14 protein-coding genes and 1 tRNA gene are annotated in these 15,002 nt (G+C 42.3%); 2 read left to right on the top strand and 13 right to left on the bottom strand.

The features are described 5' to 3' along the window. Positions 1-805: 805 nt before the first annotated feature. On the bottom strand, positions 806-1,516 hold the full coding sequence (locus C8R30_RS14640) for an RNA polymerase sigma factor FliA (protein WP_107790468.1): 711 nt from the start codon (positions 1,514-1,516) through the stop codon (positions 806-808). Between the two features lie 728 nt (positions 1,517-2,244). On the opposite strand from C8R30_RS14640, the gene C8R30_RS14635 reads away from it, so the two are divergent. Together C8R30_RS14635 and C8R30_RS14630 are read left to right on the top strand one after the other, a co-directional pair. Next, positions 2,245-3,252 (top strand): L-threonylcarbamoyladenylate synthase, encoded by a 1,008-nt coding sequence (locus C8R30_RS14635; RefSeq protein WP_090672223.1) that lies wholly within the window; start codon positions 2,245-2,247, stop codon positions 3,250-3,252. 11 nt (positions 3,253-3,263) lie between these two features. Further along, entirely contained in the window at positions 3,264-4,058 is a 795-nt protein-coding gene (locus C8R30_RS14630; RefSeq protein ID WP_090672226.1) for an HAD family hydrolase, read from the top strand. A gap of 19 nt (positions 4,059-4,077) precedes the next feature. On the opposite strand, the gene C8R30_RS14625 is transcribed toward C8R30_RS14630, so the two are convergent. The 12 genes from C8R30_RS14625 to thrS form a co-directional block, all read right to left on the bottom strand. After that, positions 4,078-5,196: a peptidoglycan DD-metalloendopeptidase family protein gene (locus C8R30_RS14625; protein ID WP_258192067.1), complete on the bottom strand. Its 1,119-nt coding sequence runs from the start codon at positions 5,194-5,196 to the stop codon at positions 4,078-4,080. Positions 5,197-5,221: 25 nt separating this feature from the next. After that, positions 5,222-5,884, bottom strand: coding sequence for a protein-L-isoaspartate(D-aspartate) O-methyltransferase (locus C8R30_RS14620; protein ID WP_090672229.1), 663 nt, complete (start codon positions 5,882-5,884; stop codon positions 5,222-5,224). 40 nt (positions 5,885-5,924) lie between these two features. Beyond that, positions 5,925-6,674 (bottom strand): 5'/3'-nucleotidase SurE, encoded by a 750-nt coding sequence (gene surE, locus C8R30_RS14615; RefSeq protein ID WP_090672232.1) that lies wholly within the window; start codon positions 6,672-6,674, stop codon positions 5,925-5,927. 145 nt (positions 6,675-6,819) lie between these two features. Beyond that, a tRNA-Pro gene (locus tag C8R30_RS14610) sits at positions 6,820-6,896 on the bottom strand. Positions 6,897-6,954: 58 nt separating this feature from the next. Next, positions 6,955-7,326, bottom strand: a complete 372-nt coding sequence (locus tag C8R30_RS14605; protein WP_107784562.1) for a MerR family transcriptional regulator — start codon at positions 7,324-7,326, stop codon at positions 6,955-6,957. Beyond that, positions 7,304-7,612 carry an integration host factor subunit alpha gene (locus C8R30_RS14600; protein ID WP_090672238.1) on the bottom strand — a complete coding sequence of 103 codons (309 nt, stop codon included), beginning with the start codon at positions 7,610-7,612 and terminating at the stop codon, positions 7,304-7,306. The genes C8R30_RS14605 and C8R30_RS14600 overlap by 23 nt, the downstream gene beginning before the upstream one ends. Before the next feature lie 282 nt (positions 7,613-7,894). Then, entirely contained in the window at positions 7,895-10,270 is a 2,376-nt protein-coding gene (pheT, locus tag C8R30_RS14595) for a phenylalanine--tRNA ligase subunit beta (RefSeq protein ID WP_107790467.1), read from the bottom strand. Between the two features lie 111 nt (positions 10,271-10,381). Beyond that, entirely contained in the window at positions 10,382-11,401 is a 1,020-nt protein-coding gene (gene pheS / locus C8R30_RS14590; protein ID WP_090672244.1) for a phenylalanine--tRNA ligase subunit alpha, read from the bottom strand. Between the two features lie 89 nt (positions 11,402-11,490). After that, on the bottom strand, positions 11,491-11,847 hold the full coding sequence (rplT, locus tag C8R30_RS14585) for a 50S ribosomal protein L20 (RefSeq protein WP_090672247.1): 357 nt from the start codon (positions 11,845-11,847) through the stop codon (positions 11,491-11,493). 10 nt (positions 11,848-11,857) lie between these two features. Further along, entirely contained in the window at positions 11,858-12,055 is a 198-nt protein-coding gene (rpmI, locus tag C8R30_RS14580; protein WP_090672250.1) for a 50S ribosomal protein L35, read from the bottom strand. Between the two features lie 150 nt (positions 12,056-12,205). Then, complete coding sequence (infC, locus tag C8R30_RS14575; protein ID WP_090672253.1) at positions 12,206-12,775, bottom strand: translation initiation factor IF-3; 570 nt, start codon at positions 12,773-12,775, stop codon at positions 12,206-12,208. Between the two features lie 44 nt (positions 12,776-12,819). Continuing rightward, positions 12,820-14,727, bottom strand: coding sequence for a threonine--tRNA ligase (gene thrS / locus C8R30_RS14570; protein WP_090672258.1), 1,908 nt, complete (start codon positions 14,725-14,727; stop codon positions 12,820-12,822). Positions 14,728-15,002 lie beyond the last annotated feature (275 nt).

Below are 15,002 nucleotides of genomic sequence, written 5' to 3'. Positions count from 1 at the left end.
TATTTATAGCAGGGGATTTTATCAACACCATAAAATCTATCAACTCTTCAATAGCTTGGACTATCATAAAGACCCTACAAATAAAATATTAAAGCTGCAATAAATTATCACCACACCCAAGCCAACACCAAAATCTGGCGATCTTCGTCGGATAAGCACATAGTAAGCTGGAAATGAAAATCAACCCATTATCAGGGATACAAGATAGCTATCACGCAAACTGTGCTACCGAGTGCCTGACGCCCTACACCTTTTAGAGGCGGCGTATAATTTACGCCGCAGGCAAGTCTACGGCGTGATGAAAGGAGATGATTGTCAATCTAGCTTGCCGTTGCTGACCTACCGGGCGAAAACTAAGCCCTGGCTTGAGGCTACGAAACATAGCTTCCGGCGCGATATGTAGGTTATAAGGGTGCTACAGGGGCTGACTGTAACAATTGATTTCGTTGACTCGTAAGTAGACACAAATATGATGAGCAACTGAATCATCAATTGCGCCTCGATTCGTTCCGCCCCATGCCTGCCGCTATCGGCAAGCCTGAATCAAGCCAACAATTTCGACCTGCGATCAGCGGCTAATCCACTGCAAATTGTCGTCCAAGATTGCGTAATGCGATATATATAAAGGGGAGAATTGAGTCAGATAGGACTCAGATAGGGTTGACGCCAGAGAAAAAAGTCATTGTCAATATTTCCGACCAGTCAAACTGATAACATACCTTTATCAGATGGAGACTATTTAACGATTACAATCACACTTCGTTATTTATTGACACTCGCTATTTCTTTTTCTACAAACTTAATTTCATTGATTTCTTAATCGCAAACGCAATCGAACAATAGCCTGTGCATGTATTTGACACACCCGCGATTCACTGACGCCCAGAATTTCACCTATTTCGCGCAAATTCATTTCTTGCTCGTAATGCAGGCCCATCACCAACTTTTCTCTTTGAGGTAAATGTTCGATAGCTGCAATCAAGGATTCGCGCAGATTCTTATCCAATAAGATTTCCAGAGGCGTATTATCTGTATCGCCGCATAAACGATCCAGAAAATGATCTTCATCATCTTCTTGATAATCTTCATAATAAATCAGCTGGCAACCACGCACTTCATGCAAAGCTTCATGGTATTCTTCGAGCGACATATTTAATTCAGCCGCCAACTCTTGTTCGCTAGGCGGACAACCCAATCGCTGCTCAAGCGCTCTCATAGCAATTTCAATTTGTCGCATTTTTTTGCGGAGACTCCGCGGTAGCCAATCTGATTCGCGAAGCTCATCTAAGATTGAACCACGTATACGTTGCGCAGCATAGCTTTCGAATTGGCGCCCATAGGTACCCTCGTATCGGTTTATTGCATCCAGTAGACCAATCATGCCAGCCTGAATCAGATCGTCAACTTCAACGCTTGCAGGCAATTTGATCATCATATGATGTGCTATACGTTTCACTAGCGGAGTAAACTCAACGAGAAATCGCTCTTTATCGACAACTGCGGTTGTTGTTTGCATAAAAAATTTCACTAAAAATTCATAATTAAAAAATTTGTGCAAATCAAATGGGTACAGAAAAAATTTTCCATCTCAATTAATTTATTTTACGAGTTGGTTCAAACCGATTAACTTCACCTCGGTTAGTAATTTCATCAACTTATGCCCTGCACAAAATTTCCATCAAGGATTGAAGAGCATTATCAATGACTCAATTAAGTTTCAATAGATCAAATAGAAGATAATTTCCTCCACTATTCCGGAAGCTTTTGAAACAACGAACAGATCTGACTGGAAAGTTTAAAATTTTTGGAAATTCGCCCATCTCCAAAATTTATGATTTTCCTAAAGCTGTCACTCGGCAGCTTAAGATTCACATCAATTTTGTTGAAAATTCTTTTGCCAAAAAAGATTAAAATACTAGGGCTATCCGAGAAAATAGCGAAATAATCGGCCGTACACCGCAAATCGCGACGAAGAAACACAAAGCAGCCAGTTCATAGAAAAATATACATCATTAAATCAGTTACTTGAGTGGTGTTTCTTGAGAGACTGATCTGCTGCGGACAAAGCTGACAGGCCGGATTTTCCGATCTTCTACGTTAAATAGAACAACTATTCGTCTCAAATGATCAAAATAATTTGTTGTATCTATTGTCGTCACGCTGAAATTCTTTATATAAGAAGCACTACACGCCGAGATTAAAAATGATAATTCTTCGATATACCTCTATTTATCTATCAGATAAATGAATAAAAAAACAACATTGCATTTACTTGAGGAGAATATTGCAAGAGCAGTCGCACTGTTAGAATCGGGCAAAAACGTTGCCTTTCCTACTGAAACTGTTTATGGTTTAGGAGCAGACATTACCAATGCATCTGCGATAAGTCGTATTTTCGAAATAAAAGGACGTCCAACAAACCACCCTTTAATCGTGCATATCGCAGAAATTGACAGACTAGATTACTGGGCAAATAACGTACCTGCCTCAGCTTGGAAATTAGCAGCGCACTTCTGGCCAGGGCCGCTCACGTTAATCTTACCCAAAAGTTCACATGTGCCACTGACCGTGACCGGCGGCCAAAACACTGTTGGTCTGCGCGTTCCAGATCATCCAATAGCGCTTGCACTGCTCAAAGCATTAGGAGCAAATAAAGCCCTCGCCGCCCCATCAGCGAATCGATTTGGTCGCCTAAGTCCCACCTCAGCCAACCATGTTCAACAAGAGCTCGGGGATAAAATTAGCATGATTCTCGATGGTGGCATTTGTAAAATTGGCTTGGAAAGTACTATCATAAGCTTTTGTGATTCGATACCCTTACTTCTGCGCCCCGGTGGTATCCCGATAACCGCGATCGAAGAAGTCCTTAACCAAAAGATTGAGCTTAATAAAAATCTAAAGCACGCTTTGGCTACGCCGGGCACTCATGCCTCCCATTATGCACCTAATACACGCCTCGAAGTTTGGTCCACTGAGTTCATTCACCAACGGGCGCTAGAATTGAGCGCAGAAGGATTGCAAGTCGCGCTTATCATTCGGGCGGATTCTGATCAGCTTATTCACATTCAAAATGATAATATCTATCATATTTTAATGTCTGCCAATCCAATTGAATATGGTCAACAACTCTATGCAACGCTGCGAATGCTAGATGAAAAAAATTTCTCACGTATATTAGCAGAAGCGCCGCCTGATGATATCCCGTGGCTAGCCATTTCTGATCGCTTACAGCGTGCTAGCTTTAAAACTTAAATGACGCCAAAATGAGCCAAAATAAAATTGCCCCACTCTCCGCCGTATTATTCGATGTTGATGGAACGCTAGCTGACACCGAGCGTGATGGTCATCGGCCTGCATTTAATGCCGCATTCCAAGAATTTGGTCTGAATTGGTATTGGGATGTCGAGCTTTACGGCAAGCTACTCCAGATTACCGGTGGGAAGGAGCGTATACGTTTCTACATAGAAAAATATGCACCTGAAGCATTGAACAGAGAGAATTTATCCGACTGGATCGCCGAGCTGCATAAAACCAAGACTCGATACTTTCTTGACTTGCTGGAGAAAGGAAACATTCCATTGCGTCCAGGCATCGCTCGGCTAATTAACGAATTGCGTCAGCAAGGCATAAAAATTGCGATCGCTACAACCACAACTTTGGAAAATGTAACCTCGTTGCTAAAGTTTACTTTAGGCGAAGAGTCTATCAACTGGTTTGATGTCATCGGCGCAGGCGACATCGTCCCACAAAAAAAGCCTGCGCCAGATATTTATCATTGGGTACTTGAACAGCTCGCATTACAACCTCAATACTGTATCGCGATCGAGGATTCTGAAAATGGATTGAAATCCTCCCTTTCTGCAGGACTCAAAACCATCATTACTGTGAGCGAGTACACGCACTCACAAAATTTTCATGGAGCCGCATTAGTTCTTACCGATTTGGGAGAGCCCGATAATCTACCCACCATACTCTCAGGAGATGCGACTATCCTTAACAACAAGTGGATAGACGCCAACAATCTGGTTACTTTAATGGAAAAAGCCAGAAATAGTTAACAGCATACCGTTCAATCCATTAATCAGATAAGAATTGTAGGGGGTCTACAGGTTTACCGCGCTCTCTAATTTCAAAATGGAGCTTCACAGTATCGCTATCTGTATTCCCCATTTCTGCAATTTTCTGACCTTTTTTTACTGTCTCACCCTCACGCACTAAAATTTTACTATTGTGCCCGTAAGCACTTAAGTAAGTATCATTATGCTTTACGATGATTAGATTACCGTAACCCCGTAGACCGCTCCCACTATAGACAACTGTGCCATCTGCAGAAGCAACGACGGGCTGCCCGGGCCTACCAGAAATACTCACGCCTTTAGATTTTTCAGTGTATCTACTCAAAACCTGACCGTTTGTCGGCCAACTCCACTTGATACCGCTACTCCGAATTTCAGATTTCTGAGATACGCCACTTCTCGGAATATTCTCGTTCTCTCTAATTTTCTGCGATGTTGGGGCAACTGCCACAGTTTCTGCTTTGGGGGGCGAAGAAACATTAGGCGGAGGAATATTCTCAGCGCCGCTTAATTGAGCAACAGCCGTCTCAGAGTAAGGTAGTTTTACGCCTTTGGGTTCGGTCACCAGTGCGCCAGCAGAACCTCCTAGATCAGATTGTGGAGCCGATGAAAGTTGCTTGATCTCTGGAGTCCCGGAAGATAGCGCTGGCTGGGATACTGAAAATAGAGTCGGCTGCGCCGCACTGATCTGCTCAGACGTCGCCGTTTGTTGCTCCTGATGAGAAGAAAGCTGCGGCTGCCTGGATGGCACAGCTAAATCAACCGCCTGCCCAATTCTAAGCGCATTTGGATCGACGATTCCATTCCATTGAGCGAGTTCTCGATAATCAATGTTATGCTTGAGCGCAATACCATAAAGTGTGTCACCCCTCTGAACAACATAAATCTGCTTATTTGCTAGCCTGTTAGTCTCTGTTACTTGTGCTGGTTGATTAAGATTTCTTTGAGACTCAACAACAGGAGCCGGGTGTGGTGCAACACAACCCGTTATTAATAAATGAGGAAAAGCTAATAATAAACCAGATAAAATACCTACCCACTTTGATTTAGCAAACAGGCTCATCTTAATCAAACCATCGTTATTATCCAAACTTGCTTTACTCATTATTATGCCCACCATCTTTCTTCTCCCTCGCTATCGCTTTTTACTTACTAATGATGCCAGATAAAATCGGGACAAATCTTACTTCATCAAGCACAGTCTCAACAAAACCTTGTGGAGTACGCTCTATCACACACAAATACTGCTTACGGCTACCTTTGGGATACACCATTCTACCTCCCATGATCAATTGTTCTAAAAGAGGTTCAGGCACCTGTGTCGTTACTGCTGTCATCATTATGCCTTCAAAGGGCCCTGCTTCAGGCAAACCTAGCATGCCATCTGCGTGTTTTAAATAGACATTATTTATTCTCAATTCACGCAATCTGATACGCGTACGAGTTAACAATGGGCCAATTCGTTCAATAGAATAGACTTCATGAACAAGCTTAGCGAGCACCGCTGTCTGATACCCACAACCCGTGCCTATCTCAAGTACCTTTCTAAGCACTGAACTTGCAAGCAGTAGCTCGGTCATTCTAGCCACAATCCAGGGGCTCGAAATTGTTTGTCCAAAATTAATTGGCAAGGCGACATCTTCGTAGGCTCTTGAAGCTAATGCCTCTTCCACAAAAAGATGACGAGGAATCGTGTTCATTACAGCAAGGACTCTTTCATCAGCGATACCTTGCTCACGCAAACGCTCAATCATTCGCATCCGCGTTCGCTGTGAAGTCATGCCAATACCCGAATACCGCACGCTCACAGATTAATATTCCTTTAAATTCTTATTAGTGTAAATAATGTTAGCATGACAATCCCAGCCAATCTTTCAGATAACCCATCTGATCATAGCGCGTAAGATCAATTTGTAATGGTGTCACAGATACACGGTTATTTTGTACCGTAAAGAAATCAGTGCCTTCTCCAGCGTCTTGCACAGCACCCGCAGCACCTACCCAATAGACGGTTTCTCCTCTCGGACTGACAGATTTAATCACAGATTCTGCTTTATGCCGTCGACCCAAACGGGTCACTTCCAGTCCTTGTAATTGCTCTTGCGGGATGTCAGGTACATTCACATTCAGCAGAATCGGAACATGAAATTTTTTTTGTATAAATCCCTTTACGATATCCAGTGTAACATTAGCTGCAGTAGAAAAGTTACCATTGGAGGCGCTTACCAGAGATACAGCGATAGACGGGATACCCAGAAGAAATCCCTCGGTTGCAGCCGCAACCGTTCCCGAATAAATTGTGTCATCTCCCATATTTGCACCATCATTGATGCCAGATACGACCATATCCGGTAAATCATCAAGCATGCCTGTCACTGCCAGATGAACGCAGTCCGTGGGCGTGCCATTAACATAATAAAAACCATTATGTGACTTATGCAAACTTAGAGGACGATCCAATGTTAATGAATTACTGGCTCCACTGCGATCACGCTCTGGAGCCACAACAGTTATCTCGGCTATACTTGACAAGGTTTCCGCAAGATGGGCGAGACCTGGCGCAAAGTAACCATCATCGTTACTGAGCAATATGCGCATTTAAATTAATTTATGGAAAATAATGAAAAGTTAAAATACCCGGAATCCTACTAACTTGATTAGTTATAAATGAGCAGAGTATGAATAAGCTACTCAACCTAGCCGCTCGGGCCAATCAAATCAACATTAGACCTAAAAATTAGGTTGGTCGGGGCGAGAGGATTTGAACCTCCGACCACTTGCACCCCATGCAAGTACGCTACCAGGCTGCGCTACGCCCCGCCGACTTTTTTATTATAGCAAATACATAGCCCAATATTGGGGATACCTACCAAATGTATTAAGCAAGAAGTAGAGATACCACCCCTTTTATTTCATTCCGAAGAAATTGCAAATCTACTTTTGAAAATGAAACTTCAGCGGAATTGGACGGGATTGAGATAGTATCCGGCTGCAAACGACTACGTGCACCATGTATGGTAAAACCTTGTTCATACAACAGTTCACGTATACGCCTAATCAGCAATACTTCTTGATGCTGATAATAACGCCGATTCCCACGCCGCCTAACCGACTTTAATTGGATAAACTCTTGCTCCCAATAACGCAGAACATGCGGTTTAACACCACATAACTCACTCACTTCTCCAATCGTAAAGTATCGCTTTGCAGGAATGGGAGGAAATGACTCACTTGGCGCTGTGTTTTCCATGATAATTCTTCTCTACCATTGACTTCAGTTTCTGGCTAGCGTGAAAAGTCACCACACGACGCGCTGAAATTGGGATTTCTTCACCTGTTTTTGGGTTACGCCCGGGACGTTGCGGTTTAGTACGAAGCTGAAAATTACCAAATCCCGAAAGTTTAACTCCTTCCCCTTTTTGAAGAGCTATTCGTAATTCCTCATAAAAAGATTCGACGACTTCTTTTGCTTCACGCTTATTAAGACCAACATTTTCAAATAAGAGATCGGTTAATTCTGCTTTTGTTAACGCCATGCTTATCTCACCTATATGAACAAATTTTAGTTCGTAAATAAAATTTAAAGTCCCCAAAATACTCACATAAAGCAAATTTTCGATATATAAAATTTATGTGATTCTAGTGCTTTTACTGCTTAAATTTTGCATCAAAGACTGATCAACAAAACACTTCAAATTCAAGAGAAATGGCTAGGGATACTAATATCAATGAAAAAAACCATGCAGGAGAAATGCTAAAATCCTTTCAGAAAATCCTGATTATTACAATGCGCACAATAACTTTAATTCACCCAAAAATTAGCTTCGCAATTTAGCATTATATTTAGATTCTAATACGTTAATCAATTTTGTGATTGCCTCATCTACTTCTTTATCGACCAAAGTTTTTTCCGCATCTTGCAATAAAATACGAAATGCAAGGCTTTTCTTGCCAGGCTCCATCCCTTTTCCACTATAAAGATCAAAAAGATAAATTTCAGAAACTATCGCATTTTTCTCGGCATTCATACTTTCAAGTAACGAATGAGCGCTTATATCACTCGAAACTACGATAGCGATATCCCTCCGCACCGGCGGAAACTTCGACAACTTCTTAATTTTTGGCAATATTCTTGAAGACAAAGCACTCAGACGTAATTCGAACAAGATGGGCGCCTTAGGCAAATCGTACTTTCTCTGCAAGCGAGGGTGTAATTCGCCCAACCACCCTGCAACCTTATTGTCCTTATAAATTTGTGCTGATTTTCCCGGATGCAAAGCTGGATGGAGAGATTTTTCAAAAATAACAGATTCGGGCAGAAACAAAGATTCCAGATCCATTTTGACATCGAAAAAATCGATATTTCGACTGTCAATCCCCCATTGTTCAGGTACCGCATCACCATAACAAAGACCTGCAATATTCTCTATTTGTTGATAATTTCCTTCATTTTTTGTAAAGCAACACCCAACTTCAAATATTCGAACCCTATTCTGCTTTCGGTTAAGATTAAATTGCAGATTAGCGATCAATCCACCAATCAAGCTGCTACGCATAACCTCCATCTGGCTTGAAATCGGATTCTTTAACACAACAGGTGAACTATTATTTGCAAAATCGGTTTCCCAGTTAGCCTCCACGAATGCATAATTGATGACCTCGCGATAATCCCGGTTTATCAGAATATCCTTTAATCGCATAGAAGAAATATCGATTACTTCAGGTTCTGGGAGCATAGACATTTCAGGACGCGGCAAGCTTGTCGGTATATGATCATAGCCATAAATACGCGCGACTTCCTCGATAAAATCCTCTTCTATCGCCAAATCGAAACGATAAGGGGGGGGCGTCACACAGAAGACGTCCCCATCAACAACAAAATCGAATTTTAAACGCTTAAAAATAGCTGAAATCAACTCACCGTCAATCTCAATGCCAAGCAACCGGTTTACTCGACTAGCGCGGACTTTTACTGTTTGACGTTGCGGTAATGCATGCTTAGCTTCAGTAATGGGACCTGCTTTACCGCCGCATATCTTTAGAATTAATTCTGTTGCTCGCTCTAAAGCGTCTCTGGTAGCAGCAAAATTTACACCTCTCTCAAAGCGATGTGCCGAATCTGAACTGAATCCGAGGCGAAATGATTTACCATTAATCACTTCTGGCGAGAAAAAAGCACTTTCCAAAAATAAGTCCGTTGTCTCTTGTTGTACGCCGCTTGGGATTCCCCCCATGATCCCTGCCAATGCCAAGGGCGCATTTTCATCGGCAATTGTCAGCATATCCGGTTCTAATTCAAGATTTATGCCATTGAGCAATTCTAAGCGCTCACCCTTTTCTGCGTAACGAACATAAATTTTTCCTGGATGTGAATTATTAATTTTAGCCAAATCAAAAGCGTGCATGGGTTGCCCCATCTCCAGCATAACGTAATTGAGAATATCGACAACCGCATTAACCGAGCGTATCCCTCCACGCTCTAAACGTTGTACCAGCCATAACGGCGTCACTACATCAAGCGATATTCCTTGTACCACTCGACCACAATACAGGGGGCATGCTTCAGGATTATCGATTTGCACATTCAGAATGCTATCAATTGCACACTCAGCAGGCCTAATTACTGGCAACTTTAAATCAGCAGCAGTGATGGCAGAGACCTCTCTTGCTATCCCGAACAAACCGAGACAATCTGCACGATTCGGTGTTAACTTGAGCGTAAAAATCTTGTCGTCTAGTGCATAAAAATCTCTAAAATTCATGCCATTTGGCGCATCATTCGGTAGCAAAAGCAAGCCATCAGCACTTTCATTAAGCCCCAATTCCTTCGCAGAGCACAACATGCCGAAAGACTCCACACCACGCAAAGTACTTCGCTTGATATCAATACCTGGTAAATGCGCACCAACCAATGCACAGGGCACTTTCACACCCACAGCCACATTAGGAGCGCCACAAACGACTTGTAGCGACTTATCGCCAAACCCGACATCTACTTGACAAACATTGAGGCGATCAGCGCTGGGGTGTTTCTCGATTGACACTACTTCTGCCACGACAACCTTATCAAAAGAGGGGGCCATAGCCTCCACGCTCTCAACTTCGAGTCCGGCCATAGTTAAAATATGCGCCAGCTCATCACTAGAATAAGATGGATTTACAAGGGAACGAAGCCAATTCTCAGAAAATCTCACGACAATAATTTCTTAATTAGATGAATGTTTTTATATTTTGAAGCACGATAAGTATTAATTCAAAAAGCGGATTGACCAAATTGCCAGTCAGCTTCAGCCTAAGGTTAATGCTTAATTAAATTGCTCTAGAAAACGCAAATCATTTTCAAAAAATAATCGTAGATCATTTACGCCATATCGCAACATTGCCAATCTTTCAACGCCCAAGCCAAATGCTAAACCGGTATATTTCTCGTGATCTATCCCCCCATGCTTTAAGACATTTGGATGCACCATCCCACAACCCAGCACTTCCAACCACCCGGTATTACTGCAAACCCTACACCCCTTGCCGCCACACATCACACAACTTATATCCATTTCCGCCGAAGGTTCAGTAAAAGGAAAGAAAGAAGGCCTAAAACGTATTGATAGCTCCTCTCGCTCGAAGAAATTTTGCATAAAATCTTTCAAGATTCCCTTCAAAGCCGAGAAGCTGACCTCTTCATCTACCCACAATCCTTCGACTTGATGAAACATGGGCGTATGTGTCACATCTGAATCACAGCGATACACACGTCCGGGTGCAATGACTTTCAGAGGTGGGCGATGCGCTTTCATATATCGAATTTGCACTGGCGAGGTATGCGTTCGTAATAAATAACCATTATCGACATAAAAAGTATCGTGCATTGCTCGAGCTGGATGATTCTCTGGAATATTGAGTGCCGTAAAATTATAAAAATCGGTTTCTATTTCTGGCCCCGAAGCAACAGAGAAACCAATCGAACGAAAGAGCGACTCTATCCTTGTCAGCACACGCGACACTGGATGCAACCCACCTATGGCTAAACCTCTTCCAGGTAAGGTCACATCTAATGCTTCTTCTTCAAGCTGCGACTGCAAACGCTGCTCTTCTAGATATTTACGGCGCCGATCGAGTGCGTCTTCAACCGTTTTTTTAGCTTGATTGATTAGATTCCCCCTAAGCGGGCGGTCTTTTTGTGGGAGTGATCCTAATCCTTTAAGCAATTTTGTTAATTCGCCTTCTTTACCTAGAAACCGCACCTTGATTTGTTCAAGTTGGGCCACATTCTCTACGTCACTTAACAAAGCAATCGCTTCATTTACAAGATTTTCTAAATCATCCATAAGAAAGAAGTACAAAGGTCATGCAAGAAAAAAGGAGATCAAGCTTATTTTATTCTTGATCTCCCTTACTGTTTATATTCGACTAAATACTAAGCTAGACTTGCTCGAGCCCTTTCTACAATCTTTTCAAAGGCCGCCTTATCAAATACTGCGAGATCAGCCAACACTTTTCTATCAAGCTCAATACCCGCTTTTTTTATACCATTCATAAAATTGCTATATGACAACCCAAATTCCCGGGCTGCCGCATTGATACGCGCAATCCATAATACTCTGAATTGTCGTTTTCGCTGCCGCCGATCACGGTACGCATATTGCCCTGCTTTCATGACGGCTTCTTTAGCTATGCGATAGACATTCTTACGACGTCCCCGATAGCCTTTGGCCAATTTAAGTACTTTCTTATGGCGCGCATGTGCTGTTACACCCCGTTTAACTCTTGGCATTGCAATCTCCTCAGGCGTAAGGCAACATAGCACGTACAGAGGCTATATCGCTTGAGTGAATATTTTCAGTTCCTCTCAACTGTCTTTTATTTTTAGTCGTTTTTTTTGTCAGAATATGTCGCTTAAATGCCTGAGATCGCTTTATGCTTCCACTTGCCCTTACTTTAAAGCGCTTAGCAGCACTTTTCTTTGTCTTCATTTTTGGCACAATTTACTCCTGTTTTATATTATATGATCAAAGGTGCTTCAAAATAATTTGAAAACTTGGAACCTAGAATCACTTGTTTTATCAATTTTGGATAAGTAGTAGCGTGTAAACTAGTTTCAGTTTACACGTCACATAGAGTAGCGATTACATCTACGAAGTAATTGAGGAGGTATTTATTTTATCTTCTTGCGCTGACTCTTTTGATTTAGTTTTTTGGGGTTCTTTCTTTTTAGGTGACAACACCATCACCATTTGCCTGCCTTCTAGCCTAGGAAATTGCTCCACATTCGCATATAACTGAAGATCATCTTTGACTCGCTCTAACAGGCGAATACCAAATTCCTGATGCGCCATTTCACGGCCTCTGAACCGCAGGGTTACCTTAACCTTATCCCCTTCATTTAGGAAGTTAATTAGATTACGCAATTTTATATTGTAATCCCCTTCATCCGTATTGGGGCGAAACTTGATCTCCTTAATTTGAATCTGCTTTTGCTTGAGCTTTGCATCATGCTTCTTTTTACTCTCTTGATAGCAATATTTTCCATAATCCATCAAGCGACATACTGGCGGCTGAGCCCCCGGTGCAATTTCAACTAAATCGACACCATTTTCCTCCGCCATCGCATTTGCAACTGAAAGCTTTACGATACCAATCTGTGCCCCGTCAACACCAATCAAACGCACTTCTGGAGCACTGATTTCTTCATTGATACGAATATTTTTTTCCTGGCTTATGGCAAATCCTCCACTATTTAGATAGTCTAAATCTTCTCTGCAATCTCTCTTTTTAGGAGATTGACCAAATCATGCAATGGCATACGACCAAGATCGATATTTGATCTCTTTCGAACCGAAACCACACTATCTTTAATTTCTGTATCTCCTACAATAATTTGATAAGGTAGCTTCTGTAGACTATGCTCTCGAATTTTATAGTTTATTTTCTCATTTCTCAAGTCTGATTCTGCACGAATGCCATGATTTTTAAGCTCATCGACTATACTCCGGACGTATTCGGTCTGGTTTCTGGAAATATTTAACACCACTACCTGAACAGGGGAAAGCCAGAGCGGCAAAGCGCCTGCATGATTTTCTATCAAAATACCGATAAATCTCTCCAGTGAACCTAAAATTGCTCGATGCAACATAACAGGGATTTTCTTCAAATTGTCTTCCGAAACATAGGTTGCCCCCAATCTGTTGGGCATCGAAAAATCCAACTGTAAAGTACCACACTGCCATACCCGACCGATACTGTCTTTTAATGAGAACTCAATTTTTGGGCCATAAAAAGCGCCCTCACCGGGCTGCAACTCCCATGCCAATGCTTTCTTTTCCAAGGCCATGCGCAAAGCTGATTCTGCCTTATCCCATTGCTCTTCGGTTCCCACTCTTTTTTGTGGTCGAGTAGATAATTTGACTTGCACTTCATGGAAACCAAAATCCTTATATACACGCTGCAATAAATCTATAAATTCTGTCACCTCCTCTTGCACGTGATCTTCGGCACAAAAGATATGCGCATCATCCTGCGTAAAGGCCCGAACGCGCATAAGACCATGCAGCGCCCCCGATGCTTCATTTCGATGACACGATCCGAACTCTGCAAGTCGCATCGGCAAATCCCGATAACTTCTTAATCCCTGATTGAAGACCTGCACATGACCAGGACAATTCATTGGTTTTATTGCAAAATGACGCTCTTCTGACTCTGTGACAAACATATTTTCACGAAAATTCTCCCAATGGCCAGAGCATTCCCAGAGCGATCTATCGAGCACTTGAGGTGTCCGAATTTCCAAATAACCATGCTGGTCCAGTATTTGCCGCATATACTGTTCTATCTGCTGCCAAAGCGTCCATCCTTTGGGATGCCAAAATACCATCCCTGGCGCTTCTTCTTGCATATGAAAAAGATCCAATTGCTTACCTAACTTACGATGATCTCGTTTTTCCGCCTCTTCGATGCGCAATAAATAGGCATCCTGATCTTCCTTTTTTGTCCAGGCAGTGCCATATATCCTTTGCAGCATTTCATTATTTGAGTTGCCTCTCCAATAAGCCCCCGCCACTTTCATCAACTTAAATACTTTTAGTTTCGAAGTGGATGACACATGCGGCCCACGACACAAATCAGTGAAATCACCCTGAGAGTAAAGTGAGATCGTTTCTCCCTCTGGGATAGCTTCAATGAGCTGGGCTTTATAGTGTTCGCCTTGACTCTTAAAAAAATTTATCGCTGTCGAACGATCCCATTCCTTCCGTTCTACTTGTAGATCTCGCTTGCTGATCTCCATCATTCTTTTTTCAATCGCGGCAAGATCATCTGGCGTAAACGGTCGTTTATATGAAAAATCATAATAAAAACCATCTTCTATCACAGGCCCGATAGTCACTTGCGCGTCAGGGAATAATTCTTTTACAGCATGCGCTAGCAGGTGGGCGCTAGAATGTCGAATAACCTCCAGGCCTTCTGCATCCTTATCTGTAATCAACACCAAATCGCTATCAGTCTCGATAAGACTCGACAAATCGACAAGTTTTCCATTTACCTTCCCCGCGATCGCCGCACGTGCAAGCCCCGGACCGATCGATTCAGCAACTTCCTTGATAGTTACAGGATGATCAACAACTTTCTCTGAACCATCTGGCAAGCGAATAACAGTCACTAATTTTCCCTCACGACTAATATTAGGATCATTCAACAATCGATTGTTGCTTTGTACCCAACTTTTACACTTAATCAATTAATAATTGAAATAAAGAAACCCGCGTCGGCAGTAACTTACGCGGGTTTCAAGTTTAGACTCGAGAATGCAAACTTATAATACACTCCTCAAGGAAGCTAATTATTCCTCATCCTCATCATCGGACTCATCGTCATCAGAGTTGTCATCGCTCGCTTCTTCGCTGCTTTCTTCCTCTTCGTCGTCTTCGTCCTCTT

Origin of the sequence: Nitrosomonas nitrosa (assembly GCF_003051105.1) — a bacterium.
Taxonomy (GTDB): domain Bacteria; phylum Pseudomonadota; class Gammaproteobacteria; order Burkholderiales; family Nitrosomonadaceae; genus Nitrosomonas; species Nitrosomonas nitrosa.
The sequence above is the reverse complement of the archived record's forward strand: the minus strand, read 5'-3'. Positions and strand labels throughout refer to the sequence as shown.